General features: G+C 72.7%; 25 protein-coding genes. 15 read left to right on the forward strand and 10 right to left on the reverse strand.

All coding sequences use genetic code 11. The annotated features are described in order from the left end of the window. Window positions 1–21 precede the first annotated feature (21 nt). Window positions 22–384 (forward strand): antibiotic biosynthesis monooxygenase, encoded by a 363-nt coding sequence (locus Q0195_RS03555; RefSeq protein ID WP_299274646.1) that lies wholly within the window; start codon window positions 22–24, stop codon window positions 382–384. Here Q0195_RS03555 and arfB read toward each other — a convergent pair. Then, a complete protein-coding gene (gene arfB / locus Q0195_RS03560) occupies window positions 353–778 on the reverse strand; it encodes an alternative ribosome rescue aminoacyl-tRNA hydrolase ArfB (RefSeq protein WP_299274649.1) in 426 nt (141 codons plus the stop codon). The genes Q0195_RS03555 and arfB overlap by 32 nt on opposite strands. Before the next feature lie 79 nt (window positions 779–857). Between arfB and pepN the strand changes: the two genes are divergently transcribed. Then, complete coding sequence (gene pepN / locus Q0195_RS03565) at window positions 858–3,458, forward strand: aminopeptidase N (RefSeq protein ID WP_299274652.1); 2,601 nt, start codon at window positions 858–860, stop codon at window positions 3,456–3,458. Window positions 3,459–3,482: 24 nt separating this feature from the next. Here the strand turns inward: pepN and Q0195_RS03570 are convergent, their stop codons facing one another. The 9 genes from Q0195_RS03570 to Q0195_RS03610 all read right to left on the reverse strand — a co-directional run bounded on the left by Q0195_RS03570 (window position 3,483) and on the right by Q0195_RS03610 (window position 16,068). After that, on the reverse strand, window positions 3,483–9,431 hold the full coding sequence (locus Q0195_RS03570; RefSeq protein WP_299274655.1) for a PKD domain-containing protein: 5,949 nt from the start codon (window positions 9,429–9,431) through the stop codon (window positions 3,483–3,485). A gap of 145 nt (window positions 9,432–9,576) precedes the next feature. Then, on the reverse strand, window positions 9,577–10,341 hold the full coding sequence (locus Q0195_RS03575; protein WP_299274658.1) for an SCO1664 family protein: 765 nt from the start codon (window positions 10,339–10,341) through the stop codon (window positions 9,577–9,579). After that, window positions 10,338–10,889 (reverse strand): DUF3090 domain-containing protein, encoded by a 552-nt coding sequence (locus Q0195_RS03580; RefSeq protein WP_299274661.1) that lies wholly within the window; start codon window positions 10,887–10,889, stop codon window positions 10,338–10,340. Before Q0195_RS03580 ends, Q0195_RS03575 begins: the two co-directional genes overlap by 4 nt. Before the next feature lie 10 nt (window positions 10,890–10,899). Further along, window positions 10,900–11,601 carry an MSMEG_4193 family putative phosphomutase gene (locus Q0195_RS03585; protein ID WP_299274664.1) on the reverse strand — a complete coding sequence of 234 codons (702 nt, stop codon included), beginning with the start codon at window positions 11,599–11,601 and terminating at the stop codon, window positions 10,900–10,902. A 49-nt stretch (window positions 11,602–11,650) separates the two neighbouring features. Next, a complete protein-coding gene (gene ehuA, locus Q0195_RS03590; RefSeq protein ID WP_299274667.1) occupies window positions 11,651–12,430 on the reverse strand; it encodes an ectoine/hydroxyectoine ABC transporter ATP-binding protein EhuA in 780 nt (259 codons plus the stop codon). Further along, complete coding sequence (ehuD, locus tag Q0195_RS03595; protein ID WP_299274670.1) at window positions 12,417–13,064, reverse strand: ectoine/hydroxyectoine ABC transporter permease subunit EhuD; 648 nt, start codon at window positions 13,062–13,064, stop codon at window positions 12,417–12,419. The genes ehuA and ehuD overlap by 14 nt, the downstream gene beginning before the upstream one ends. Beyond that, window positions 13,061–13,801 (reverse strand): amino acid ABC transporter permease, encoded by a 741-nt coding sequence (locus tag Q0195_RS03600; RefSeq protein WP_299274673.1) that lies wholly within the window; start codon window positions 13,799–13,801, stop codon window positions 13,061–13,063. The genes ehuD and Q0195_RS03600 overlap by 4 nt, the downstream gene beginning before the upstream one ends. 11 nt (window positions 13,802–13,812) lie before the next feature. Continuing rightward, window positions 13,813–14,628 (reverse strand): transporter substrate-binding domain-containing protein, encoded by an 816-nt coding sequence (locus Q0195_RS03605; RefSeq protein WP_299274675.1) that lies wholly within the window; start codon window positions 14,626–14,628, stop codon window positions 13,813–13,815. 450 nt (window positions 14,629–15,078) lie between these two features. Then, the gene (locus tag Q0195_RS03610) at window positions 15,079–16,068 is read right to left on the reverse strand and encodes an LLM class F420-dependent oxidoreductase (protein ID WP_299274678.1); all 990 of its coding nucleotides are present in this window, start codon (window positions 16,066–16,068) and stop codon (window positions 15,079–15,081) included. An 84-nt stretch (window positions 16,069–16,152) separates the two neighbouring features. Here Q0195_RS03610 and Q0195_RS03615 point away from each other — a divergent pair, with 84 nt between their 5' ends. The 13 genes from Q0195_RS03615 to Q0195_RS03675 all read left to right on the forward strand — a co-directional run bounded on the left by Q0195_RS03615 (window position 16,153) and on the right by Q0195_RS03675 (window position 25,951). After that, entirely contained in the window at window positions 16,153–16,758 is a 606-nt protein-coding gene (locus tag Q0195_RS03615; RefSeq protein ID WP_299274680.1) for a CDP-alcohol phosphatidyltransferase family protein, read from the forward strand. Beyond that, window positions 16,755–17,600: a DUF881 domain-containing protein gene (locus Q0195_RS03620; protein WP_299274683.1), complete on the forward strand. Its 846-nt coding sequence runs from the start codon at window positions 16,755–16,757 to the stop codon at window positions 17,598–17,600. The genes Q0195_RS03615 and Q0195_RS03620 overlap by 4 nt, the downstream gene beginning before the upstream one ends. 44 nt (window positions 17,601–17,644) lie before the next feature. Further along, window positions 17,645–17,977 carry a small basic family protein gene (locus Q0195_RS03625; RefSeq protein WP_299274686.1) on the forward strand — a complete coding sequence of 111 codons (333 nt, stop codon included), beginning with the start codon at window positions 17,645–17,647 and terminating at the stop codon, window positions 17,975–17,977. Between the two features lie 14 nt (window positions 17,978–17,991). Beyond that, window positions 17,992–18,759 (forward strand): DUF881 domain-containing protein, encoded by a 768-nt coding sequence (locus Q0195_RS03630; protein ID WP_299274689.1) that lies wholly within the window; start codon window positions 17,992–17,994, stop codon window positions 18,757–18,759. Window positions 18,760–18,869: 110 nt separating this feature from the next. After that, the gene (locus Q0195_RS03635; RefSeq protein WP_299274692.1) at window positions 18,870–19,322 is read left to right on the forward strand and encodes an FHA domain-containing protein; all 453 of its coding nucleotides are present in this window, start codon (window positions 18,870–18,872) and stop codon (window positions 19,320–19,322) included. Window positions 19,323–19,417: 95 nt separating this feature from the next. Next, the gene (locus tag Q0195_RS03640; RefSeq protein ID WP_299274695.1) at window positions 19,418–20,086 is read left to right on the forward strand and encodes a MerR family transcriptional regulator; all 669 of its coding nucleotides are present in this window, start codon (window positions 19,418–19,420) and stop codon (window positions 20,084–20,086) included. A gap of 74 nt (window positions 20,087–20,160) precedes the next feature. After that, window positions 20,161–20,631 (forward strand): bifunctional nuclease family protein, encoded by a 471-nt coding sequence (locus Q0195_RS03645; protein ID WP_299274697.1) that lies wholly within the window; start codon window positions 20,161–20,163, stop codon window positions 20,629–20,631. 240 nt (window positions 20,632–20,871) lie between these two features. Beyond that, window positions 20,872–21,390 carry a MerR family transcriptional regulator gene (locus Q0195_RS03650; RefSeq protein ID WP_299274714.1) on the forward strand — a complete coding sequence of 173 codons (519 nt, stop codon included), beginning with the start codon at window positions 20,872–20,874 and terminating at the stop codon, window positions 21,388–21,390. A gap of 121 nt (window positions 21,391–21,511) precedes the next feature. Then, a complete protein-coding gene (locus tag Q0195_RS03655) occupies window positions 21,512–22,936 on the forward strand; it encodes a DUF2510 domain-containing protein (RefSeq protein ID WP_299274700.1) in 1,425 nt (474 codons plus the stop codon). 144 nt (window positions 22,937–23,080) lie between these two features. Beyond that, window positions 23,081–24,109 carry a nitronate monooxygenase gene (locus Q0195_RS03660; protein ID WP_299274703.1) on the forward strand — a complete coding sequence of 343 codons (1,029 nt, stop codon included), beginning with the start codon at window positions 23,081–23,083 and terminating at the stop codon, window positions 24,107–24,109. Between the two features lie 82 nt (window positions 24,110–24,191). Continuing rightward, window positions 24,192–24,575 carry an SPW repeat protein gene (locus tag Q0195_RS03665; RefSeq protein ID WP_299274705.1) on the forward strand — a complete coding sequence of 128 codons (384 nt, stop codon included), beginning with the start codon at window positions 24,192–24,194 and terminating at the stop codon, window positions 24,573–24,575. A 127-nt stretch (window positions 24,576–24,702) separates the two neighbouring features. After that, a complete protein-coding gene (locus tag Q0195_RS03670) occupies window positions 24,703–25,281 on the forward strand; it encodes a TetR/AcrR family transcriptional regulator (protein ID WP_299274708.1) in 579 nt (192 codons plus the stop codon). Window positions 25,282–25,513: 232 nt separating this feature from the next. Beyond that, on the forward strand, window positions 25,514–25,951 hold the full coding sequence (locus Q0195_RS03675; protein WP_299274711.1) for a hypothetical protein: 438 nt from the start codon (window positions 25,514–25,516) through the stop codon (window positions 25,949–25,951). Window positions 25,952–26,195: the final 244 nt, after the last annotated feature.

A 26,195-nucleotide genomic window follows, 5' to 3' on the forward strand; every position in this document is an offset into this window, starting at 1 on the left:
CCTCCCGGGCACCGACAGTCCGTGGAAGGGGAGGATGAGATGTACGCCGTCGTCCGGGTCAACACGATGGAACGGGAGCGTGTCGCCGAGGCGCGCGACCGGCTGGCCGAGTTCGCCGAGGTGCACGCCATGCAGCCGGGCTTCGTCGGAACCCTCACCGTCAGGGTGGACGAGGACCGCGAGGTCGTGGTCAACCTCTGGGAGAGCGAGGAACGGGCCCGGGCGGGTCTGGAGGTGATGGGCCCGCTCGCCGGCCGCCTGCTCGCGCCGCTCATGGCTGCGCCGTCGCAGCTCGTCGCGGCGGGTGCCGCGACCGCGACCGGCGCGGTGGGGGACGCGCTCGCCGCCGTGCTCACTCGGAAGGACGCCGACGTAGCGCCTTGATCTCGCTGCGGCGGGCCTTGGCCTGCGCGCGCCGGCGCCGGGAGCCCGCGGTGGGGCGGGTGGGGCGCCGGCGCGGCGGTGGGGGTGCCAGCGCCTCGCGCAGCACCTGCGCCAGGCGCTCGGCCGCCACCCGCCGGTTGCGCAGCTGGGAGCGGTGCTCGGCCGCGGTGACGGTGAGCCTGCCGTCCACCAACCGGCCCGCGAGTGCCGTGAGCACCCGGTCGCGCTGCCGGTCGCTGAGCGCAGGCGTGCGGGCGACGTCGACACTGAGCTCGACGCGCGAGTCGGTCGTGTTCACCCCCTGACCACCGGGCCCCGAGGCGCGGGAGAAGCGCCACTGGAGCTCCTCCTCGGGCAGCACCACCCGGGACGTCACACGCAGGTCACCGGTCACCGGTCCAGCATGGCACCGTGCGGGGCTGCCGCGCCCGGTCGCGTCGCCGCGCCGGCCGCCGTCGTGCTTTGCTCCTCCTGTGAGCAACCTGACCAGGGCAGAGACCCGCGAGCGCGCCGGCCACGTGACCCTCCACGCATACACGGTCGAGCTCGACCTGCGCGCCGCCCGCGACGCCGCGACGAGCACCTTCCCGACGACCACGACGCTGCGGCTGACGACCACCGCCCCCGCGACGTGGCTGGACTTCATCGGCTCGGCGGTGCACGCCGTCGTCGTCGACGGCGAGGACCGGCCCGTCCGGTACGTGGACGGGCGTGTCCAGTTGGAGGACCTGCGCACCGACGGGAAGGAGACGACCGTCGTCGTCCGGGCCGAGGGCCGCTACTCGCGGACGGGGGAGGGGCTGCACCGCTTCGTCGACCCGGTCGACGGGCAGACCTACCTCTACACCCAGTACGAGCCGGCCGACGCCCGCCGGGTGTTCGCCACCATGGAGCAGCCCGACCTCAAGGCCCCCTACACCTTCGTCGTCACCGCCCCGGCGCAGTGGCACGTGCTGTCCAACTCGGCACCGCAGCACGTCACGGACAGCGACGACGGCTCCCGCACGTGGACCTTCGCCCCCACCCCGCCGATGTCGACGTACATCACGGCCGTGGTCGCCGGGCCCTACCACCGGGAGGAGGGGCACTGGTCGCGGGTGCTCGCCGACGGCTCCCGGCTCGACGTCCCGCTGGGGCTGTGGTGCCGCGCTTCGCTGGCGCCCTACCTCGACGCGGAGGAGTTCCTCGAGGTCACCCGCCAGGGCCTGGACCTCTTCCACGACGCCTTCGACTACCCCTACCCGTGGGGCAAGTACGACCAGGTGCTGGTACCGGAGTACAACCTCGGGGCCATGGAGAACCCCGGGCTGGTGACCTTCACCGAGCGGTACCTGTTCCGTTCCCAGGCCACCGCGGCGCAGCGGGAGGCCCGGGCCACGACCATCCTCCACGAGATGGCCCACATGTGGTTCGGCGACCTGACGACCATGCGCTGGTGGGACGACCTGTGGCTCAAGGAGTCTTTCGCGGACTACATGGGCACCCACGCCACCGCGCAGGCCACCCGGTTCAGCGGTGCCTGGACGACCTTCGCGCTGCGGCGCAAGGCCTGGGCCTACCGGCAGGACCAGCTGCCCACGACCCACCCGGTGGTCGCCGACATCCCGGACCTCGAGGCGGCGAAGCAGAACTTCGACGGGATCACCTACGCCAAGGGCGCCTCGGTGCTCAAGCAGCTCGTCGCGTTCGTCGGCCAGGACGCCTTCTTCGCCGGGGCACGCACGTACTTCCGGCGGCACGCCTGGGGCAGCACGACGCTGCCGGACCTGCTCGCGGCGCTGGAGGAGAGCTCGGGCCGTGACCTCTCGGCGTGGAGCGCCCAGTGGCTGGAGTCCACCGGCCCCTCCATCCTCACCGCGGAGGTCGACGCGGCCGACGGCCGGGTGACGGCGCTGCGGGTCCGGCAGGAGGACGCGGGCGGGGTGCTGCGCGACCACCGGCTCGTCGTCGGGTGCTACTCCCGGGACGAGCACGGTGCCCTGGTCCGCACCCACCGGCTCGAGACCGACGTGACGGGCGAGGTCACCGAGGTCCCCGAGGCGGTCGGCATCCCCGAGCCGGACCTCGTCCTCGTCAACGACGACGACCTCACCTACGCCAAGGTGCGGCTCGACGACCGCAGTACGGCGAGTGCGCTGCGCGCCGGGGGCAGCCTGGAGCGGCCGCTCTCCCGGGCGGTGCTCTGGTCGGCGTTGTGGAACGCCACGCGCGACGCCCTGCTCCCGGCCGAGCGTTTCCTCGACGCCGTGGCGTCGCAGCTGCCGGCCGAGACGGAGGTCGGCATCGTCCGCGACCTGCTCGCCCACGCCGCGACGGCGGTGGAGCGTTACCTGCCCACGGACCGGCGCGCCGGGGCGCGGGCGCTGCTCGCCCAGGAGACGCATGACCAGCTGCTCCGGCGCGATCCCGGGTCGGACCTGCAGCTGGTGTGGGCACGGGCCTTCGCCGACGCGGCGGCCCGTTCCCCGGAGGCGGCACCGCACGTGCGGGAGGTGCTCGCCGGCGCAGTCGAGGGGCTCCGCCTGGACCCCGAGCTGCGATGGTCGCTGTGGCAGGCGCTGGCCGCCGTCGGGCAGGCGGACCCCGAGGAGCTGGCCGACGAGCTGCGCCGCGAGGAGACCGCGACCACCCGGCTGGCGCACCGCGCTGCGCTCGCGGGCCGTCCCGAGGCCGCGGTCAAGGCTCGTGCCTGGGCCGAGCTCGGGCTGCCCGCACCGGGCACCGACCCCACGCCGGGCGAGAGCGACCTGTCCAACGACGAGGTCGACGCCGTCCTGACCGGGTTCAGCCAACCACTGCACGCCGACCTGCTCGAGCCGTACGTCGAGGCCTACTTCGCGCTGCTCGAGCCGGTCTGGGCGGGCCGGTCGATCGAGATCGCCGAGCGCCTGGTCATCAGGCTGTACCCGGCCTGGGTCGCCGACGCCGAGGCCGGCCCGGACCACCGGGTCGTGGCCCGGACCCGCCGCTGGCTCACCGACCATCCCGACGCACCGGCGGGGCTGCGGCGGTGCGTCGTGGAGCAGCTCGACGACCTCGAGCGCGCGCTGCGGGCACGGGCCGCAGGACGCTGAGCATCCCGCGGCCCGGGGCGGCCGCTACCGCTCGCCGCGGGGGAGCCGGGCGGCCTGCACCCGGCGCCGGGCGAGCACGCCGAGCAGGACGAGCAGTCCGGCGAGGGTGACCCAGGCGGCCACCGGACCGCTGCCCGTGGACGGCATCGCCGGCCCCTCACCGGTGCGGTCGCCGCCGCGGGTACCTCCGACCGCGGCGTCGGCGCGGCCCGTGGAGGTGCCTGTCGGCTCGGTCGTGGGGTCGTGCGTGGGTGGCGACGTCGGGTCGATCGTCGGGTCGGCCGTGGGATCGTCGGTCGGGTCCTCGGTCGGGTCCTCGGTCGGGTCCTCGGTCGGGTCCTCGGTCGGCTGCTCGGTGGGGTCCTCGGTGGGCTCCTCGGTCGGGTCGTCGGGGGTTGCCGTCACGCCGCACTCCGCGTGCTCGGCGAGGCCGATGTCCACGGTGCCGTCGCTCGCACACGCCCCGCCGATCTCCACCCGGTAGCCGTCGGGAGCGGTGACACCGACCCGGTGGCTGCCCGCCGGCAGCGGCACCGGCTCACCGAACTGCGCCGGCTCCTCGTCCACGGTGAGCGCGAAGCCCGCCGGCACCGAGAACAGCCCGAGGCCGGATGCAAGGACGTCGAGCGTCACGGTGAGCGAGCCCGCGACGTCGTCGTGGGTGACGATGCACGTGTACGCGCCGCCGGCCGCGAGGTCGACCCGGCCGTCGGGGGCGCAGTCGCCGCCCAGCGCGGTCGTGTACCCGGCCAGCCAGCCCCCGTCCACCGTGTAGCTGCCCGCCGTCAGGGCGGACGTCGTGCCGTCCGCCGCACCGGGCAGGCTGACGACGACGCCGGTGCCGTCGCTCACCTCGACGGTGACGTCGCCGGCCACGGCGGTGCCGCCGTCGTCGTTGACCACGTCGGTGACGAGCGTGAGCGTCGGCACCGCGACGACGGTGTCGGTGTCGGATGCGACGTTGTTCGCCGGGGTGAGGTCGGTGCCGTGCGCGCCGTCGTCGAAGGCGGCGGCGGAGACGCTCAACGTCTGGCCCACGACGACGTCCGGGTCGACCCGCACCGTGACGGTGCGCACTACCCCGTCGCGGGCGGGCACGGCGAAGGCAGGCCAGGTCACGGTCTCGCCCGCGGCGGTGCCGTCGTCGCTCGCGGACACGAAGGTCAGCCCCGGGGGCAGCGTGACGGTGAGCCCGACCCCGCTCGCGGCCACCGGGCCGACGTTGTCCACTGCGACGGCGTAGGTGAGGATCTCCTCGGCGCTCACCTCGGAGCGGGCGTCGTCGACGGACACCGCGAGGTCCGGACGCTGGACGAGGGCCTCGGAGCAGGAGCCGAGCAGCGCCTGGAGCACCGGCTCGGGGTCGTCGGCGAACTCCCGGATGTCGAAGTACGCGCCGCCACTGTTGGTGGCGAGCTCCTGGTAGGCCGTGGTGCGGTGGTCGACGGTGATGATCGAGAACAGGATGGCGCCGTGCGCCTCGAGCGCGGCCGCGGCGTCCGCCGGGGTCACCTGGTGCTGCTGGGTCGGTTCGTCCCCGACGAGGACGACGCACTTCCCGGCACCGGGTCGCAGCCCGACGTCGGGTCCGAGCGCGTCGATGACGGCGTTGATCCCGGGCTCCGTGCCACCGTTGGTCAGCAGCCGGGCGGCTGCGGCGGCGACGTCGTCGAGGTCGTCGGTGGCCGGCACGAGGATGCGGGGCAGGTACACCGGTCCGCCGTCGCGGCGCTCGACCGAGCCGCCGAAGCCCATGACACCGATCTGGTAGTCGAGCTCCGCGGCCAGCTGGTTGGCGATCCGCACGACGTTCTCCCGGATCCGGGCCTGGACGCTGCCCATGCTCCCGGACTCGTCGACGGTGAAGACGACGTCCCCGGGTGGCAGCTGCGTGGTCGGGACCTCGACCGCGTCGGAGGAGGGCAGGTAGTCGTCGCTGCCGTCGTACGTCGCGGTCAGGCCGCGGTCTGCGCCGAGTGGGAGGAGGACGGTCGCCTCGCCGTCGCCGTCCGTCGTCACGGTGCGGCTGGTGCCGCCGAGGGTGACGGTGACCTCCTCACCGCCGATCGGCCGGTACTCGAGGGTGTTCCACAGCTTGACGCGCGCAGTGACGGACCCGCCGCCGGCGCTGCCGGGGACCGGGTGCACGCTGAGGTAGGTCGCCGCCTGTTCGGCCACCACCTGCACCGTGCTCGTCGCCTGCCCGCCGTCCTTGTCGGTGACCGTCAGCGTGGCGGTGTACTCCCCGACGGGGTAGACGTGCGGCACTCGCACGGTGGTCGAGGAGCACGGCTGGACCACGTGGACCTCGCTGCCGTCGCCGTAGTCCCACACGCAGCGCAGGGTCTGCCGGTCGATGCTGCTCGGGTCGTTGACGGACGAGCTCGGGGTCCAGCGGACCCCGACGACACCGGGCTCGACCTCCCAGACGGGCGAGCGGTAGCCCGGACCGGCCGATGCCGTCGGCGGCCGGTTCCGCACCTCCACGGTGCGGGTGGTGCTCGTCGTCATCCCGAAGGAGTCCACGACGGTCAGGGTGACCTCGTACGCCCCGTCGTCGGCGAAGGAGTGGGTCGGGCTGGCCGACCCGGTGGTGTCGGGCAGCCCGTCGCCCCACTCCCAGCGCCGGTGGACGACGGCACGTCCGTCGACGGGGGTGGTGTCGGTGAAGCGTGCCGAGGCGGCCTCGTCGACGGTCCCGGGGAAGGTGAACGTCGCCTCGGGCAGCGGAGGGACCACCCGCTGGCGCAGGCTGGTCCGCGCAGTGGTGCCGGAGGAGTCGGTGACGGTCAGGGTGACGGTGTAGTCGCCGGGCTCTGCGTAGGTGTGCGTGGGGTGCTGCTCGTCGGACGTGGCGCCGTCGCCGAAGTCCCAGTGCCATGCGGCGATCTCGCCGGTCGAGGCGACGGACCGGTCGGTGAACTCCACCGTGGCGCCGCCGACCTGGCCGGTGAGCACCTGGACCCGGTTGGTGACGATGTGTGTGCTGTGCCCGCGGTTGTTCAGTGCGTCGAACCGCACGTAGCGGCCGGTGGCCGGGCGCTCGAGGTCGATGCGCTGGAGCTCGGCGGTGTTCGCCAGCTCGGTGCCGGTGACGGCGGTGAAGCCGCTCGGGGCGTGCGAGAACGCGAAGCGGACGTCGCGCGGGCGCTGGGTGGAGGACGACCCGGGCTGGACGGCGACCGCCTCGACCTGCCAGGTGGCGCCGAGGTCGATGACCGCCCACTGGTTGGTGACCAGCCCGGCGGCGGTGGCCCACCCGACCTCGCTGCTCGGGTAGTCCGTGTCGATGAGCTCGTGGGCGGACTGGCTGCCGTGGTGGCTGCTCCACAGCACGGCGTCACCGCCGTGCTCCGCCCGGGCGACGTCCCCGAGACCGGTGTCCGGCAGCGGGCTGAACGCCGCGGACGTGGGGCCGACGACGGTGACCTCCCGCGTCACGACGTCCGAGACGGCTCCCAGGGTGTCGGTGACACGCAGCGCCACGGTGGTCGACGCGTCGAGGACGTGCCGCGGGTGCTGCTCGGCGGAGTCGACGGTGAACGTCTCGCCGTCGTGGTCGAAGTCCCACTCCCACGCCGCGATGCCGTCGGCGTCGCGTGAGGTGTCGGTGAAGGTCACCGGGGTGCCGGCGTCGACGGGGGAGGGGGCGAACGTGAAGTCGGCGACCGGGCGGTCGGTGACGGTCACCGTGCGGGTGGTCGTCGCGGTGGTGCCGTCGCTGTCGGTGACGGTGAGGGAGACCGGGTGCTGCCCGGCGGTGTCGAAGGTCCACGTCACCTCGGCGGTGTCGGCGTCGGTGGTGCCGTTGCCGTCGAAGTCCCACGCGCGCTCGACGATCGGGCCGTCCGGGTCGGTCGAGGTGTCGGTGAACGTCACCTCCTCCCCGACGATGCCCGGGGTGGGGGCGTGGTCGAAGCCGGCGGTGGGTGGGCCGGTGTCCGGTGTCGCGGGGTCGCAGTCGTCGTCCACCCCGTTGCCGGGCACCTCGGGTCGCCCGGGGTGGACCGCAGGGTCGTCGTCGTCGCAGTCGATGGTGCTGTGCCACCCGTCGCCGTCGGCGTCGGGGTGGACGGGCACGGCTGTCCACCGCGTGGTGGCGGCCCGACCCCGCCCGTCGGTGGTGTGCGCGACGACGGTGTGGGCGCGTCCCGCGTCGTCCGCGGTGAGGCTCAGCGTGTGGCTGGTGCCCGTGCCGACGACCGCGTCACCGACCGTCCACTCGGTGGTGAGCTCGTCGCCGTCGGGGTCGGACGGGGCGACGGTGAGCTCCTGCCGGCCGTCGATGGGGATCTCGAGGACGGCGTCGGCCGGCGGGGTGGGCGTCCCGTTGCTCGGCGGGCGGTTGCTCGTCGTGACGTTCGTGCGGACGAAGGTCACGGTCTGCCGGCCCTCCGCGTCGGTCCCGCGGACGCCCACCACGGTGCGGCCCGGGCGGGTGAAGGTGTGGGTGATGCTGGTCCCCGTGGCGTCGTCGAAGGCTCCGTCGTCGTCGAGGTCCCACTCGACGCTCACGCAGGCGGCGCAGGTGACGCCGAGGGTGCGGGGTGTGTCGACGGGGACCGACCCCGGCACGCTCGTGGAGGTGATGCGCGGGTAGGGCGTGTCGTCGCTGCCCGCGACGACCTGCTCGAGCTCGCCGATGACCGCGTTCATCGCGTTCCCGAGGTCGGTGTACGCCTGGGACATCTGGTTGTTGACCGCGTTGCTGGTGTTGACGTAGCCGGTGAACGAGCCCGGTACGGCGGACGGGTCGAGGGCGTCGAGCAGCTCCTCGACCATGGCGGTGAGCTGCTCCGGGGTGGCGCCGAGGTTGCGCAGCTCGCGCTCGTCGTCGGGGCTCATCCCGTTCCGCTCGAGCTCGGCGAGTGCGTTCTTCACCCGCGTGACGGCGGTGTCGAGGTTGATCCCGCTGCCCGCGCCGCCACGGACGGTGGTCAGTGCGCTGCTCTCGTTGGCGAGGGCGGTGCTGAGGAGGCGGGCGTAGGCCTGGACGTCCCGGGCGTGCATGAGCGCGGCAGCGGCGTCGTCCGCCTGGGCTGCCCCCTGGTACTTCTCCAGCGAGCCGAGGAAGGCGCCGGACAGCTCGGTGACGTCGCTGACGTGGTCGGCCCAGGTGGCGACGGCGTGCCACAGCGGTCCGTCGGTGGGAGGGGTGAAACGCTGACGTGCGGCGGGCACCGCGGGGGCGGCGAAGTCGGGGTCCGGCGGGTCGGCGGCGATGCCGTTGTAGTAGGAGGCGCGGTCGACGATCGTCTTGACGACGTCGAGCTGGAGGCGGATGAGGTCGCGCGGGCCGACGGTGGGGCAGTAGACGTCGACGGGGCCGCCCGAGATCGACGGCAGGAAGCTGCACACGTAGGTGAGGTAGAACCCGGCGAGGTTCCGTGCGTCGCTGACCAGCGAGTAGGCCGTCGTCCCGGCGAAGAGGAGGGCGTAGGCCTGGGCGGCGGAGGTCCAGTGCTCGGCCTGTGCGGTGGCCGCCGACTTCAGCTGCTGGATCCGCGGGTCGGGCAGCACCGGGACGTCGGTGGGGATGACCACCTCGAAGGCGTCGCGCAGGATGGTGTCGCTGCCGTCGAACACGCCGTCCTGGCAGGTGTCCTCGACGATGTCGTAGGTGCCCGGCCCGATGCTGCCGCCGGGGGCGGTGATGCCGATGACCTCACCGAGGACGGCGCTGCCCAGCGAGGTGCCCATGATCGTGTTGGGGCTGCCCGAGACGTCGCTCAGCGCATCGCCCCGGGAGACGGTGCCGCTCGGCACGACGTAGATGTCCGACGTCGTCCAGAAGCGGTCGCAGTCCCGGGTCAGGGTGCCGAAGTCGATGACGACGTAGGAGTTGGGGCCGTGGGTGTACCGCCCGAGGTCGAAGGTCTCGGCGTCGGCGCGGGCCGGAGCCGCCACCAGGAAGCCGGTCAGTGCCACGACCACCGCCGTCGCCGCCGCGGCCAGACGTCTGCCGATCCCCATGCCCACCCTTTCGTCGTCGAATGTCTCCGCGACACCATCGCCCATCCGACGGGGCGGCGTGGTGCTTTTGGACGAGGGAGGCGTTCTGGGACCGCCCGGTGGGCGGGGTCCGGCGGACCGGTCCGGTGGATGGGAGGGCGTGCGGTCAGAAGGGTGGCCAGGGGATCGCCGGGTACCCGGCGCGCGGCGCGGGCAGCCGCCCGGCCGCCAGCAGCTCCTCGCAGCGCCGGACGGTCGCCGCGACCTCGGGACCGGTGAGCAGCTCGCCCAGGGCCGCGCCGAGCTCCCCGTCCAGGGCGGCGCGGACGCGGTCGAGCGCGGCCCGCTCGAGGCCGTCCAGGTCACGGTCGGCCCACCCCCACAGCACGGTGCGGAGCTTGTGCTCGACGTGGAAGGTGAGCCCGTGGTCCACGCCGTGGCGGTGGCCACCCGGCATCTCCAGCACGTGACCGCCCTTGCGGTCTGCGTTGTTGGCGACGACGTCGAACACGGCCATCCGCCGCAGCGCGGGGGAGTCCTCGTGGACCAGGGCGACCCGCCGGTCCTGCTCGTCGACCCCGTCCAGGACGTGGCACCATCCCTCGGGCACCTCTCCGGCCGGGACGAGCACGACCGACTGCTGGGTGGGGTCCGGCTGCCGCCACAGCTGGGCCATCCCGGGCCCCAGCGGGCCGTCGCACAGCCACGTGCGTGGGACGAGGTCCCAGCCGAAGGCCTCCGACAGGAGGTAGGCGGCCACCTCGCGGCGGGCGAGGGTCCCGTCCGGGAAGTCCCACAGCGGCCGCTCGCCGGCCACCGGCTTGTAGACGACCTTCACCTGCCCGATGTGGCCGACGAAGGTGGCGTTCGACGCCGGGAGGACCCGCGCCTCCAGGACGATCTCGCCGTCCGGGGCGAGGTCGGGGGTCACGGCCGGTCGAGGTCCAGGTCGCAGGTGTGACCCTCCGGGTCGACCGGTGCGCCGCACAGCGGGCACGGGGGCCGTCCGGCGGCGACCACGCGGCGGGCCCGCTCGGCGAAGGCCCGGGCCGCGCCCACCGGGATGCGCACGACGAGCGACTCCTCCGGCTGGGACGCCACCGGTTCCAGGGTCTCGGGGTCGACGGGCTCGACGGGCTGGGCCTCGATGACGACCTGCGAGGTGGAGCGGTCCCAGCCGAGGCTGATCATCCCGACGCGGAACTGCTCCTCCACCGGCTGGTCGAGGTCGCCGTCGTCGACGAGGGCCTCCGAGGCCTGGGCGGGGACGCTGGCCGGGTTGCCCTCCGTGGCCATGAGACCGTCGAGGATCTCGTCGACCTTCGCGGCGAGCGCCGCCGACTGCTCCTTCTCCAGGGCCACGCTGACCATGCGCGACCCGCTGCGTGCCTGGAGGTAGAAGGTGCGTGAGCCTGGTGGTCCCACGGTGCCGACGACGAATCGGTCGGGCCAGTCGAAGGTGTGAACGATGCGGGGCACGTGCTCCATGCTACGAGCCGGTGCGCGTCGGTGACGTCGGGCCGGCCCCGCCGCCGACCGGTGCGGTGTCGGGCGGGGCGGTGAGCCAGCCGAGGTCCCCGGCGTCGGTGTTCATCGCGATGACGTGCGGCTGCTGGGGCGTGTAGCGGACGACGGACACCGAGCCCGGGTGCACGTGGATGCGCTGGAAGAGGTCGAGGTGGAGTCCCAGCGCGTCGGCGAGCACCGCCTTGACCAGGTCCCCGTGGGTGACCGCCGCCCACACCGCCTCGCGGCCGTGCTCGGCCTCCACCGCGGCGTCGATACGCCGGACGGCGCCGACGGCCCGGGCGTGCATCGCCAGGAGCGACTCGCCGTCGGGGAAGACGGCGGCCGAGGGCTGCCGCTGCACCACCGACCACAGCTCCTCCGTGGCGAGGTCGGCGAGTTTGCGACCCTGCCAGCGGCCGTAGTCGCACTCGGTGAGGTCCTCCTCCACGACGGTCGGCAGCGGGCGCGGCTGCCGCTCGACGACGGCCTGCGCCGTCTGGCGGCACCGCTCCAGCGGGCTGGTGACGACCGTGACGAGCGGGACGGGGGCCAACCGCTCGCCGGTGCGCGCGGCCTGCTCCCGCCCCGTCCCGTCGAGCTCGACCCCGGGGGTACGGCCGGCCAGGACGCCGCTGGTGTTCGCGGTGCTGCGGGCGTGCCGGACGAGGATGACGGTGGCCATGGGCACCGATCCTAGGGCCGGGCACCCACGGCCACCGCCGCCGGACGGGCTACAGGACCGCCTGGAGGAAGTCGCGGGTGCGCTGCTCGCGGGGGCTGCTGAAGAGCTCCCGCGGCGGCCCGTCCTCGACGATCCGGCCCTTGTCGAACATCATCACCCGCTGCGAGACCTCCTGGGCGAACTGCATCTCGTGGGTGACGATGAGCATGGTGATGTCGGTGTTGGCGGCGACGTCCCGCAGGACGCCGAGCACCTCGCCGACGAGCTCGGGGTCGAGGGCGGAGGTGACCTCGTCCAGGAGGAGGATCTCCGGGTCCATCGCCAGCGCGCGGGCGATCGCCACGCGCTGCTGCTGCCCGCCCGACAGCCGGGTGGGGTGCGCGTCGGCCTTGTCGCCCAGCCCGACGAGACGAAGGAGCTCGTGGGCCCGCTCGGTGGCCTGCTCCTTGCTCCGGCCCAGGACGTGGAGCGGGGCCTCGACGAGGTTCTCCAGCACCGTCATGTTCGGGAAGAGGTTGAAGTGCTGGAAGACCATCCCGATCCTCGTCGAGACGCGGTTGATGTCCTTCTGCTTCTGCCGTACGCGCTTCCCGTCGCGCAGCTCGTAGGTGAAGGGCTGCCCGTCGATGTAGATGAACCCGTCGGTGAGCTCCTCCAGTGTCATGACGAGCCGGAGGATGGTGGTCTTGCCGGACCCGCTGGGCCCGATGAGGGTGACGCGCTCACCCTTGGCCACCTCGAAGTCGAGATGGTCCAACACGGTGTTGTCGCCGAACTTCTTGACGACCTTCTCGAACCGGATGGCCGGCGTGGTGTCAGTAGCGGGCAAGGCGGTTCTCCAGTCTGCGCACGAGGAGGGAGGTGGGGTAGCTGGCCGCGAGGAAGATCAGCCCGGCGAGGGTGAAGGCCTCGGTGTAGGTGAAGGTGCGGGAGCCGTAGTTCTCCGCCGCCCGGATCATCTCCGGGACGGTGATGACAAAGAGGAACGGGGTGTCCTTGAACATCGAGATCACCCAGGTCCCCAGGGCGGGCACGGTGGTGCGCAGCGCCTGGGGGATGACGATCCGTGTCCAGGTGCGCCCCCGCGGCAGGGACAGGGCGGTTGCGGCCTCCCACTGTCCCTTCGGCACGTTGTCGATGCCCGAGCGGTACACCTCGGCCATGTAGGTGGAGTAGTGGACCCCGAGCACGCCGATGCCGATCCACAGCGGGTCCCACGTCACCGCGTAGAAGACGAAGAGCAGCTGGACGACGAGGGGTGTCATCCGGATGAACTCCATCACCCAGCGCACCGGCTTGGCGATGAACGCCGGGGCCGACCGGCGGACGAAGGCGATGACCAGGCCGAGTGTCGCGGCGATGAGGGACCCGAGCACGGTGGCGACGAGGGTCACCTCGAAGAAGGCGGAGAGCAGCTGGGGCAGGACCTCCGCAGCACGCTCCCAGCTCCAGAAGTCGTTCATGAGCTCACCGCCCCGGACTTCGCCGCACGGGGCCGGAAGATGCTCCCCGGGGGTGCCTCCATACCGAGCCGGCGCTTGGCCCGCGCCTCGCCCCAGTTGGCGATGACGACGAGGAGGTAGGCGATGACGAAGTAGATGACCATCGCCGTCCCGTAGGAGAAGAACGTGTCGTTCGTCCGCTGGCGCAGCACGTTGGTCACGAAGGTGATGTCGTGCATGAACAGCAGGTAGGCCACGGCCGTGCCCTTGAGGAGCATGATCCCGAGGTTGCTCAGCGAGGGGATCATGATCGCCCAGGCCTGCGGCCAGATGATGCGGAAAAGCCGGCGCGCGGGGGAGAGGCTGAGTGCGACGCTCGCCTCCCACTGGCCCTTCGGCACCGCGTTGATGGCGCCGCGCACCACCTCCGCCCCGTAGGCGCCGTAGTTCAGCCCGAGCCCGACGATGCCCGACACCAGGCCAGCCACCTCCCGGTTGGCGTAGAGGTCCGGGAAGGCGAGCGGCACCACGTAGAAGAACCAGAACAGCTGGACCAGGAGGGAGGTGCCGCGGAAGAACTCGATGACCGTGCGGGCCGCACCCCGCGCCAGCACGTTGCGGGCCCGTGCGGCGAGCCCGAGGGCGACGGCGATGAGGAAGGCGAGCGCGGACCCTCCGACCGTCAACTGGAGGGTGACGACGATCCCGTCGACGAACTGTGGCCACAGGGTGGCCAGAGCGTCGAAGTTGTCACGCATGGGGAAGGGGCTCAGCCGATGTTGCCGGCGCAGAGGTCCTCGGTGGTGAAGTCGCCGGTCGGGCGCTCACCCTCGGTGAAGCCCCACTCGCCGACGACGGAGAGGTACTCCTCCTCGCTGCCGACGATCTCGGCGAGCTTCTCGTTGTAGGCGTCACGCAGCTCGGTGTCCTCCGGGCGGAAGACGGTGCCGCCGGCACCGAACTGCTCCACGCCGTCGATGACGGCGACGAAGGTGTCGGTGACCTCGACCCCCGGGTCGCCCGAGGCGTTGTCGAGCATCCAGTTCAGGGAGATCCCGGTGAGCGCGAAGACGTCGGCCCGCCCGTTGGTGATGAGGTCCATCCCGTCCTGTGGGTTGCCGACCTCGGTGGCGTCGATCCCGAGTGCGCTGGCGTAGGTGGCCTCGATCGCACCGGTCATCGCGGCCATCCGCAGTCCGTCGTCCTGCGCCTCGGCGATGTCCTGCATGTCGTGCACGTCGAAGGGGTTGCCCTCCTCGACCATGAGCGCGGTGGTGTACTGGAACTCCGGGTCGGAGAAGATCGCCTGCTCGCAGCGCTCGGGCAGGATCGACATGCCCGCCGCGACGACGTCGAAGTGGCGGGCATTGAGGCCCTGGATCAGCTGGCCGAACTCGGCCTGCACGCCCTCGACGTTCTCGATGCCGAGCTCACCCCAGATGCGCTTCTGCAGCGCGACGGAGGCGCCGACGAGCTCGCCCTCGTCGTTCTGGAAGCTGTAGGGCGCCTCACCGGCGAAGCCGACGGTGATCGTGCCCTTCTCCTGGAGGGCCTCCAAGGTGCTCTGGCCGGCCTCGGTCTCCACGGCTCCGCCGGTGCCACCGTCGTCTCCGCCGCATGCCGCCAGCCCCAGGGCAACCGCTGCGGCTGCTGCGGGGATCGCGACCCGTCGGCGTGAAAGATTCGTGGTCATCATGGTCCCTTCGGTTTGCACGAGGCAGTGCTTCCCGAAACCGATCCCAGGCCGCAGGCTGCGTTGCCCGGAGACGGCCAGGCGCCCCGAGTGGTCATGTGCCCCGCCACGCTAGGGAAGTCCGGGAGGGATGACAACAGGGTGGTTCGTCCGGATTTCACGCGGCGAACGGTGCGCGACACCCGGTGTTATCCCCATGACGACGCGCAGAGGTCCCGGTCCGTCGAGGAGCGGGACCACCTGTCACGGCGTCCGAGATCCGGTGCGTGATCGTTATCGCACCGAGATGTACTTTACTTGGACTTGACTATGACCGGGACACCTGTAGACCTTCTCGGTGGCTCACTGCAGCGCGGGGATGACCTCACGCTCGAAGAGCTCGATGCCGCTGGTGTCGTAGGCGGCCTCGGGGAAGTAGAAGATCCCGTAGGTCATCCCGAGGTCACGCAGCGCGCGGAGGTTCTCCACGATCTGCTCGGGGGTGCCGCACGCGGGCATGCCGCGCACCGAGCGCAGCTGCTTCTCCACGCCGTCCTCGGGCACGCCCACCGAGCGGAGCCGGTCGGCCAGCCGCTCGAGCCGGTCGGTCACCTCGGCCTCGTCGCGCCCGATCGCGACGTTGTAGTTCGCCGAGCGGACGATGCGGTCGTAGTCGGTGCCGACGTCGCGGCAGTGCTCGGCGAGGACCGCGGACTTGTGGGCGAAGGCCTCCGGCGTCCCGTCGAAGTTCGTGTAGTCGGCGTAGCGCGCCGCGATGCGCAGCGTCACGCGCTCACCCCCGCCGGCGACCCACAGCGGCACACCACCCTCCTGGAGGGGGAGCGGCCGACAGATGGCGCCGTCGACCGCGTAGTGCCTGCCGCTGAAGGTGGCCACGCCCTCGCGCCAGGCCTGGCGCATGATCTGCACGCCCTCCTCGAGCATGGCCAACCGCTCCCCGGCCCGAGGGAAGCCGTACCCGTAGGCGCGCCACTCGTGCTCGTACCAGCCCGCACCGATCCCCATCTCGATGCGGCCACCGCTGACGTGGTCCACGGTCGCGGCCACCTTGGCCAGGTACATCGGCGGGCGGTAGGCCATGCAGGTGCACATCTGCCCGAGCCGGACCCGCTCGGTCGCGGCCGCGAGCGCGGCCATGAGCGTCCACGCCTCGTGCGTGGCCTCCTCGCTGGGCACGGGCGTGGTGTGGAAGTGGTCGTACACCCACACCGACTCCCACGGCCCGGCGTCGGCACGCCGGGCCAGGTCGCGCATGACCTGCCAGTGCCGCTCCTCCTCGATCCCGACGAGGTCGAATCTCCAGCCCTGGGGAATGAACATTCCGAATCGCATGCGCGGAGCGTACGTCAGGTCACGGACTGGTCACGGCACGCGCGCTGCGGCACGACGTCCCGGCCCCTTGCGTACCCTGGTCGCGTGGACACCGGGGAAGACACGGCGCGGGATGCCGAGGAACGCATCTGGACCGTCCCGAACGCCATCAGCTTCCTCCGGCTGGCGCTCATCCCGGTCTTCGCCTGGCTCATCGTCGCCGAGCACGACGCCGCCGCACTCCTCGTCCTGGCCGTCGCCGGGGCGTCGGACTGGGTGGACGGGTACGTGGCCCGCAGGTTCGACCAGGCGAGCCGGCTGGGCCGCATGCTCGACCCCGCGGCCGACCGCCTGTACATCTTTGTCACCCTCATCGGCCTGGCCTACCGCGAGCTCGTGCCGTGGTGGCTGGTCGCCGTCATCGTCGCCCGCGAGCTCGTCCTCGCCGCCACGCTCCCGGTGCTCCTCCGCCACGGCTACGGCCCGCTGCCCGTCCACATGGCCGGCAAGGCGGGCACGTTCTGCCTCATGTATGCATTCCCGCTGCTCCTGCTCGCCTCGGTGCCCGGCCTCGTCGGGGACGTCTCCTGGACGGTGGGCTGGGCCACCGCGCTGTGGGGCGTGGGGCTGTACTGGTTCGCCTGCCTGCTCTACCTCGAGCAGGTGGTGCGGATCGTGCGCCGGGACCGACGGGCGACGAGCACCGCATGACCGGCCGGCGGCCCGACCAGTCGATGACCCTCCTGCGGGAGGTCGTCGAGCGCCCGCTCGACCCGGGCTACGCCGAGGCGGCCCGCCGGCGCGCCGAGGGACGGGCCCCGGCGCTGCCACTGTGGCGCAAGGTCGTCATCGGGGTGCTCGCTGCCGCGCTCGGCGCGGGGGCCGTGTGGGCCACCCGCGAGCTGCGCACCCCGGCCGACGCCGCCGGTGAGGCGCGCACCCTGCTGCTGTCGCAGATCGACGAGGGGGTCGCCCGGGCCGAGGCGCTGCGTGCCGAGAACGCCGCCCTGGCCGAGGCGATCGACCGGCTGCAGGAGGAGTCCCTCGCCGGCACCGACCCCGAGTTCCTCGAGCGGGTGCGCCTGCTCACGCTCAGCGCCGGCGGCGCCCGGGTGCGCGGCCCGGGCGTGACGATCACGCTCGACGACTCCCGCGAGGCGCAGGCCGGGGAGCCCGACTCCGACCTCGGCCGGGTGCAGGACCTGGACCTGCAGGTGCTCACCAACGCGCTGTGGGCGGCCGGGGCGGAGGCAGTGGCGATCAACGGGCACCGGCTGTCCACCGTGAGCGCCATCCGCTCCGCCGGGCCGGCGATCCTCGTGGACCTGGCCCCGCTGGCCCGCCCCTACGTCGTCGAGGCGGTGGGCGACCCGGACGAGATGCAGGCCCGCCTCACCCGCAGCTCCGCCGGGGCCCACCTGGTGACCCTCCGGGAGACCTTCGGGATCTCGGTGACCATCGCCGAGTCGGCGGACCTCGTCCTGCCCGGGACGAGCGCGCGCACGCTGCGCCACGCCGAACCGTTGGCCGAACCGGCCCCGGACGAACCATGATGGTTCGCCACAGGTCCGCGCAGGCGTCGAGGGAGGGGTGGTGAATGTTCGCCGTCATCGGGCTCGTCATCGGCGTCGTCGTCGGTGTGGTCGTCGAGCCGACCGTGCCCACGGCCCTGCAGCCGTACCTGCCGATCGCCGTCGTCGCCGCGCTCGACGCCCTCTTCGGGGGCCTGCGCGCCTACCTCGACGGGGTCTTCGACGACCGGGTCTTCGTCGTCTCCTTCCTCTCCAACGTCCTCATCGCGGCGCTGCTCGTCTTCCTCGGTGACCAGCTCGGCGTCGGCGCGCAGATGACGACGGCGGTGGTCGTCGTCCTCGGCATCCGGATCTTCTCCAACGCGGCGGCCATCCGGCGCCACGTCTTCAAGGCCTGAGGCGCGTGCAGCACATGGACGGGCAGATCCGACCGGCCCAGCCCGGCGGGGGAGAGGGCAACGGCCTGGCCCGGCTGCGCCGGCTGTTGCTCGGGCGCCACCGCACGTGGGTGCACGTCCTCATCGTCCTGCTGTGCACCGCCGTCGGCTTCGCCCTCGCCGTCCAGGTCCGCCAGACCCAGTCCGACACCTACGCCGCCATGCGGCAGGACGACCTCATCCGGCTGCTCGACGAGCTCACGGTCCGGAACCGGGAGCTCACCGACGAGGGCGTCGAGCTGCGCCGCGAGCTCGCGGAGCTGGAGTCGGGCTCCAGCTCGCGGGCGGCAGCGCAGGAGGCGGCGGCCCAGCAGGCCCGGGTGCAGGGCATCCTCGCCGGGGCCCTGCCCGTCGCCGGTCCCGGGGTGGAGATCGTCGTCCACGACCCCTCCGCCCAGGTCAGCGCCCCGACCTTCGTCACCGTGCTCGAGGAGCTGCGCAACGCCGGCGCGGAGGCGATCGAGCTCAACGGGCAGCGGATCACCGCGTCGAGCTGGCTGGGCACGAGGGCCGGCGGCCTCGTGGTCAGCGGCGTGGACATCTCACCCCCGTACACCTGGCGCGCGATCGGCGACCCGCAGACCCTCGCCGTCGCGCTCGACATCCCCGGCGGGGCGCTGGCCTCGATCCGGGCCGCCGGTGCGGCCGCCGAGGTCACCCAGCGCGACCGCATCGAGATCACCTCGGTGCGCGCCCTCACCCCGCCGGAGTGGGCCACTCCGGTCCCTGTCGAGGACCGCTGACGGCACTCCGGACGCGACAACCTGTCACTGGCGTGCCAACGCGAACTATGGTGGTGTCGTGAGCCGGGTGACAGGACCCGGTCGGGTGTCGCTGGAGGGGAGTTCACGCAATGGGAACCGAACCGGAACCGCAGGACGTGTCGAGCACGACAGCCCGGTTCGGAGCGATCGGGGCCGGTGAGGACACCACCGCCCGGGCCGACGTTCCGCCGCCCGACATGGCGGCCATCGAAGGCCTGCCCCCCGGTCACGCCCTGCTCATCGTGCAGCGCGGCCCCACGGCCGGTGCCCGCTTCCTCCTCGACACCGAGCGCACGCTCGCCGGGCGCCACCCGACGGCCGACATCTTCCTCGACGATGTCACCGTCTCCCGCCGCCACGCCGAGTTCATCGCGCACGAGGGCGGGTACATCGTCCGCGACGTGGGGTCCCTCAACGGGACCTACGTCAACCGCGAGCGCATCGACTCCGCCGTGCTCCAGGCCGGGGACGAGGTCCAGATCGGCAAGTACCGGCTCACCTACCACCCGAGCCCGAACCGCGGCGACGCCTCCGCCTCGTGAGCGCGACGGCACGCCGCGCGAGCGGTCCGGAGAAGGAGGAACCGCAGGAGCAGGAACGTCGGCCGTGGCCGCCATGGGCCTCCACCGAGCCGACGATGAGCATCGGGGCGGTCCTGGCGGTGCTGCAGCCGGAGTTCCCGGCGGTGCGCATCTCCAAGCTGCGCTTCCTCGAGGAGCAGGGACTGGTCAGCCCCCGCCGCAGCGGGTCGGGCTACCGGATGTACAGCCAGGCCGACGTCGAGCGCCTGCGGTTCGCGCTGACCCAGCAGCGTGACTCCTTCCTCCCGCTGCGGGTGATCCGCGACCAGCTCGAGGATCTCGACGCCGGGCGTCCGGTGGCCAACGCCCCCGGCACCCGGGTGGTGGCCCGCGACGGCGAGCTCGTCCGGCCGCGGCCCTCGGCCAAGGTGCGCGCCGAGGAGATCGCCGACCTCACCGGGGTGAGCCTGGCCGAGATCGAGGAGATCGCCCAGGCCGGGCTCATCGTCGCCGACGCCCGCGGCCGGTACCCGGGCCGGGCGGTCGACATCGTCCAGCACGCCGCCGCGCTCTCCCGGCAGGGGATCAGCCCGCGCCACCTGCGCACCGTGCGCACGGCCGCCGAGCGCCACGCCGACACCATCGAGCAGGTCGTCGCCCCCGTCCGGGCCCAGCGCTCCGGAGCCGGCCGCGAGCGCGCCGCGGCCCGGGCACAGGAGCTCGGCGAGCTCTACGGGCGGCTGCACCTGGACCTGCTCCGGCTGGCCATCGACGATCTCGCCTGAGCATGTCCGGTCCGCGCGACACGGCCCCGCGAATACCCGCGCACGGGGCCCTCGATGGTCGTACGGTTGCGAGTATGCGAGAGATGGATGTGCTCGGCGTCCGAGTGAGCATCCCCGAGAACGAGGTCGTCGTCGTGCTGGCCGCGAAGGGCGGCGGCCGCACCGTGCTGCCGATCGTCATCGGGCCACGGGAAGGTGCCTCGATCGCGACGGCCCAGGCGGGCATCGTGCCCGAGCGGCCCCAGACCCATGACCTGTTCATCTCGCTCCTGGAGGCGACCGGGGTACGCCTGGAGGAGGTGCGGATCACCAAGCTCGAGCAGGGCACGTTCCACGCCGAGCTCGTGCTGTCCTCGGGACAGCTCGTCGACGCCCGCCCGTCGGACGCCATCGCGCTCGCGCTGCGGGCGCAGTGCCCGGTGCTGTGCGAGGAGGCGGTCCTCAGCGCGGCCGGCGTGGTGATGGACGCGGAGGACGAGGCCGACGTCGTCGCCGACTTCCAGGCCTTCCTGGAGAACGTCGAGCCGGAGGACTTCGAGACCTGACAGGCCGCGCCCCGGGAAGGCAACCCTCAAGTTCAAGTTGAGGGTGAGACACGCCGGGGATGATCCGTCCAGACGGCGCGCCGGGCGTGTCGTTGACTGCGCCCCTGCCGGGTCATAGCGTGGGGGACATCAGGGCCGGAGCACACACCTCGTGCACGGCGTGGACGAACGGGAGTGCACGTGAGCGGCAGCGACGCGACCGCCGGCGCGGCGAGCGGGATCCCACAGCGGGCACAGGGCATGCTCTTCGGCGACTCGTTGCCGGACCTCGACACCGAGACCGGCTACCGGGGTCCGACGGCCTGCCGGGCCGCCGGCATCACCTACCGCCAGCTCGACTACTGGGCCCGCACGGGGCTGGTCGAGCCGAGCATCCGCAGCGCCAGCGGGTCCGGGTCCCAGCGCCTGTACAGTTTCCGCGACATCCTCGTGCTCAAGGTGGTCAAGCGGCTGCTCGACACCGGGGTGTCGCTGCAGCAGATCCGCACCGCCGTCCACCACCTGCACGAGCGTGGCGTGGACGACCTCGCCGGGATCACCCTGATGAGCGACGGCGCGAGCGTGTACGAGTGCACGAGCGCCGACGAGGTCATCGACCTGGTCCAGGGTGGCCAGGGCGTGTTCGGCATCGCCGTCGGCCGGGTGTGGCGCGAGGTCGAGGGCACGCTCGCCGAGCTGCCCACCGAGCGCGCCGAGCGCGGCGCCCCTCCCGTGGAGGACGAGCTCTCCAAGCGCCGCCGCGCCCGCGACGCCGGCTGACCTCACCCTCCGTCCGGGTCGCCACCTCCCGGGTGGGCCGGGCTCCGCCTGGGGAGTTGTCCCCATCACGTTCGGCGGGCCGCGTGCCGGAGGTCATGCGGAGTACTCCTACTATCGAAGTATGAGTAATCCCATCGCCGGTTGGTACCCGGATCCTTCAGGAGACCAGAGCAAGCTCCGCTACTGGGACGGCACGTCCTGGACCGAGCACTACGCGCCAGCGCAGGGCGGTGGGCAGGCCACCGAGGCGGCCGGCCCCGACGGCTCGGGCACCTCCGGTGAGAGTGCCGTGACGGGCGATGCGCACAGCAGCGGCTCCGAGGAGGGCGCCGCGCAGGGCCAGGCCGACGCCGGCCAGGCACAGCAGGGCCAGTACGCCGGCCAGGCACAGCAGGGCCAGTACGCCGGCCAGGCACAGCAGGGCCAGTACGGCCGGCAGCCCACCGAGCAGCTCCCTCAGCACCAGTACACCCCGCAGGGCTACGGCCACGCACAGCCGCAGCAGGCGCCCGCCTACCAGACGCAGCAGGCTTACGGTCAGCCGGCCTACGGCCAGCAGTCGGCGCACCAGCCCTACACCCCCCAGGGCCAGCAGCCCTACGGGCAGTACCCGGGCAGCCAGCCCTACACCCAGTCGCCCTACGCCGGCCCGACGCAGGAGCAGGACCCGTACAACCAGCAGCCGGGCACCGAGGGGGGCGGCGGCTCGGGCAAGGGGCTGGTCATCGGCATCATCGTCGCGGCCGTCGTCCTCATCGTCGCCGCCGTCATCGCCGTCGTCCTGCTGCTCCGTGGCGGGGACGAGCCCGACGACCGGGCCACCGGTCCCGCATCCACCCCGGCACGTACCGAGCAGCCGAGCGACGAGCCGAGCGACGTACCGAGTGACGAGCCGTCCCAGGTGGGTGGCGGTGCGATGGACGGGGGCGAGCTCACGCTCGACACGGCGGTCGACGGCCGCTTCGACGAAGGGGGGACGTGGACGGCGACGCTGTCCGTCAGCGAGCCCACTCCCGTCGTCTTCGACGTCGTCGGCGAGCGGGGGGACCTCGTGCTCGCGGTCAGCGGCGGTTCGGTCGACGCCGAGAACGACGACCGCCGCGACTTCCTCGACGTCCGTGACTCCAGCCCGCTCGACCCGGCCCTGGCGCTCTTCCTCGAGCCGGGGGAGTACGAGGTCGTCGTCTCCGCGTACAGCGAGTTCTCCGACGGCGTCTTCACCCTGACGGCGCACTCGGTGGAGCTCGTCGCCCCCGGCGACACGGTCTCCGTCTCGGCAGGGGAGGACGACTTCTGGCTGGGCGCGTTCCAGCTCGACGAGGACGCGACGGTCGTCCTCGACACGGTGGCCACCGACGGTGACGGGGTGCTCGGGCTGTTCACCTCGGAGGGGGAGATGGACCAGGTCGACGACAGCGACGACGGCGCCGGTGAGTGGCGTGACCCGTACCTGCGCGCCGAGCTGCCGGCCGGCGTCCACTTCGTCAGCCTGCACGACTACTGGGGCGACCCGCTCGACACGGAGCTGACCATCTCGGTCGAGTGACGTCGACACCCTGAGCGCGGCGCCCCCGGAGAGCTCTCCGGGGGCGCCGCTGTGCATGCTGCGGTGTGCGGAGCCACGCGGGTCGGGCCATGCTGGGGTGGACGCCGCCGTCCGCACGGAGACCCCGACCAACAGGAACGAGGCATGACCCGCTCTCCAGTGCTCGAGTCACTCCCGGTCGCCGCCGCACCGATGGCCGGTGGGCCGACAACCCTCGCGCTGGCCGCCGCCGTCGCAGGCGAGGGCGCCTTCCCCTTCCTCCCGGGCGGCTACCGCGATGTCGCCGACCTCGCCGCCGACGTGGCCGACCTACGCCGCCGCGTCACCGCCTTCGGCGTCAACCTCTTCGTCCCGATGCCGCGCCGGCCACCCGACGAAGGTGCGCTGCGGGCCTATGCAGCCCGTCTCCGGCCCGAGGCCGAGCACCACGGGGTGGACGTCCCGTCGGTCGGGATCGGCGCGCACGACGACGGGTGGCCGGAGAAGCTCGCCCTCCTGCGGGAGGACCCGGTACCGGTGGTCTCGTTCACCTTCGGCCTGCCGGACACCCGCGACGTCACCACGCTCCACCGGGCCGGGACTCGGGTGCTCGTCACCGTGACCACGCCCGACGAGGCACGGGCGGCGCAGGAGATCGGGGTCGACGGGCTCGTGGTCCAGGGCAGCGCGGCGGGCGGGCACAGCGCCACCTTCGACCCCGAGCAGCTGCCCCGGCCGCTGCCCACCGACGAGCTGGTCCGCGCCGTGCGTGCCGCGACGGGACTGCCCGTCGTCGCAGGCGGGGGAGTCCACGGCCCCGAGAGCGTCAAGCGGCTGCTGCGCGCGGGGGCGGAGACGGTCGCCGTGGGGACCCTGCTCCTGCGCACCGAGGAGAGCGGCGCCTCCCCGACCCACAAGGCGGCCCTCGCCGACCCGCGTTTCACCGGCACGACGCTGACCCGCGCCTTCACGGGCCGCCCGGCCCGGAGCCTGCGCAACGGCTTCATCGACCGGCACGAGCGGCATGCCCCCAGCGGCTACCCGGAGGTCCACCTGCTCACCCGCGAGATCCGGCGCGCCGCCGCCCGGGCCGGCGACCCCGACCGGCTCCACCTGTGGGCGGGGACCGGCTACCGCAGCGCACCGACCGGACCCGCCGCGGACGTCGTCCGGCAGCTCGTCGCCTCCCTCTGACCTCCGTCCCTTGCGCTACACACAGCGTAGCGCTACGCTATCCGTAGCAGTCTGGTCGAGTGAGTGACTGGAGGTGCATCGAATGGCGACGACGACTGACGCACCGACGACCTCACGGCGCGAGCTGCGCACGGCGCGTCCGTGGCGCAGCTGGTCCGACTGGGTGGCCCTCGGGCTCGGCGCCTACCTCGCGCTCGCCCCGCTGTGGACGGGCGGGGCACCGGCGGCATGGTTCGCCACCCTCGGCGTGCTCACCGCCGCGGTCGCCCTGTGGGCGCTGGGCACCAGCTCGTCGGCACCGGCGGAGTGGACGCAGGCGGTCGTCGGGGTGGTGACCTTCTTCGCGCCCTGGATCGGCGACTTCGCCGGGGAGATGGCGGCGGCCTGGACCGCCCGGGTGGTCGGTGTCGCCGTGGCCGCGCTCGCGGCATTCGCCCTGGCGATGGCGGCGCGGACCAAGGCGTGAGCGCCACGCACGCCGTCCTGCGCCCGCACGCGGGACGGGACCTTAGGGGCCGGCCCAGCGCGGGCCGGCCCTCGGCATGTCTGCCCGCGGAGGGGAGAGCACCGTCGGGGGAGAGGGAGGGGAGCCGATGAGAAAGGCACGACCGCGCGCCGCAGCGCGCCGGACGGTGACGGACGCCAAGATCGCCGAGGCCGTCCTGGACATCATCCGCGGCCAGGGGGTGCGAGCGGTGACGGTCGACGCCGTCACGGCCCGGTCCGGGGTGGCGAAGACGACGATCTACCGGCGCTACGAGGATCGGTTCGAGCTCCTCGCCGGGGTCCTGGAGACCCTCGCCCCGGTGCCGGACCACAGCGACCATGCCGTCAGCAAGCGGGGGATGGCCCAGGTGCTGCGCGAGCTGCAGGACGTGTTCCAGGAGCGGGTGGGGCTGGCCGACGTCGGCCAGGTCCTGGCCGGGGAGGACTCGTTCCTGCGCCAGTGGCGCGAGAAGGTGGTCACCCCCGGTCTCGACGCGCTGCGCGGCTACCTGGAGCGCGGCACGGCGGAGGGCGCCTTCGACCCGTCCGTCGACCGCGACCTCGTCGTCGACATGATCGTCGGGGGCATGATCGTCCACCACGCGCGCAGCGGCGAGGTGGACGAGGGCTGGGCGGCGAGCATGGCCGAGGTGATCTGGCCGCTCCTGGAGACCTCGGCCAACTGACGGTCCACGGGCGCGCCCAGGGGAGGATCGCACCGGGCAGCTGCCGCGAGGAGATGCGCGACCCGCGGTCCGAGAGGAGGAGCACCATCCCGCCCGCCGACCTGAGTTGACATAATGTGCATTATCGGCGCGCCGTACCGAGGAACTGCCGCAGACGCCCTGAGCACACCCGACGCCCCCTGTTAGCCTCGCAACAGCGCATGTTGTTGCACGATCAACGATGGGGTCGGAGATGAGCACCGCCCGAGTGGCCGCCGGAGCACTCGTTGTCCTCGGATTGGCTGGGTGTTCCATCGACGGGACAACCGCCGAGCCCGAGGACATCACGGCCCAGATTGCCGAAGCTCCCTCCACGGGTCCATTCGACGTCGGGGACACCATTCCAGCCGGGGAGGTTGCCCCGCACGAAGCCCGGCGGGAGGTCGCCGAGCGTCTCGCGAGCGAGAACGACCGCGAGTTCGTGTGGGTCACCGATGCGTACACGATCGCCGAGGGCGGGGAGGTCGTTGAGACCTACTACGCGGTGGATGGCACCGGTGAGGCGTCCGACCGCGTCCGGGAAGAGTGGAGGATGTTCGACGACCCGGATGAGGCGCTCGACTACGCGAACGATGTCGTAGCCGATGTGAGCGAGCCGGAGCGATACGCCGTCATTCCGCTCGAACCGTGATCACCACACAGGCTCGATGACTGCGGCGTCGGGACCGGGCCGCCCGGCCGGGCACCGCTACTCCCGGCTCATGAACTCCCGTCCCTGCCGGCCGGCTCCCGGACACCAGCCCTACTGGCGGGCGAAGGAGACCTCGGTCGGGTAGCCGTCATGGGGATGGTCGAGCACCTGGGCGATGAGGGCGGCGGCGCTGCGCACACCGACGGCCCGGTCCGGGTCGTACTCCTGGCCCCGCGCATGGCGC

The organism is uncultured Georgenia sp., from assembly GCF_937958535.1.
Classification (GTDB): Bacteria; Actinomycetota; Actinomycetes; order Actinomycetales; family Actinomycetaceae; genus Oceanitalea.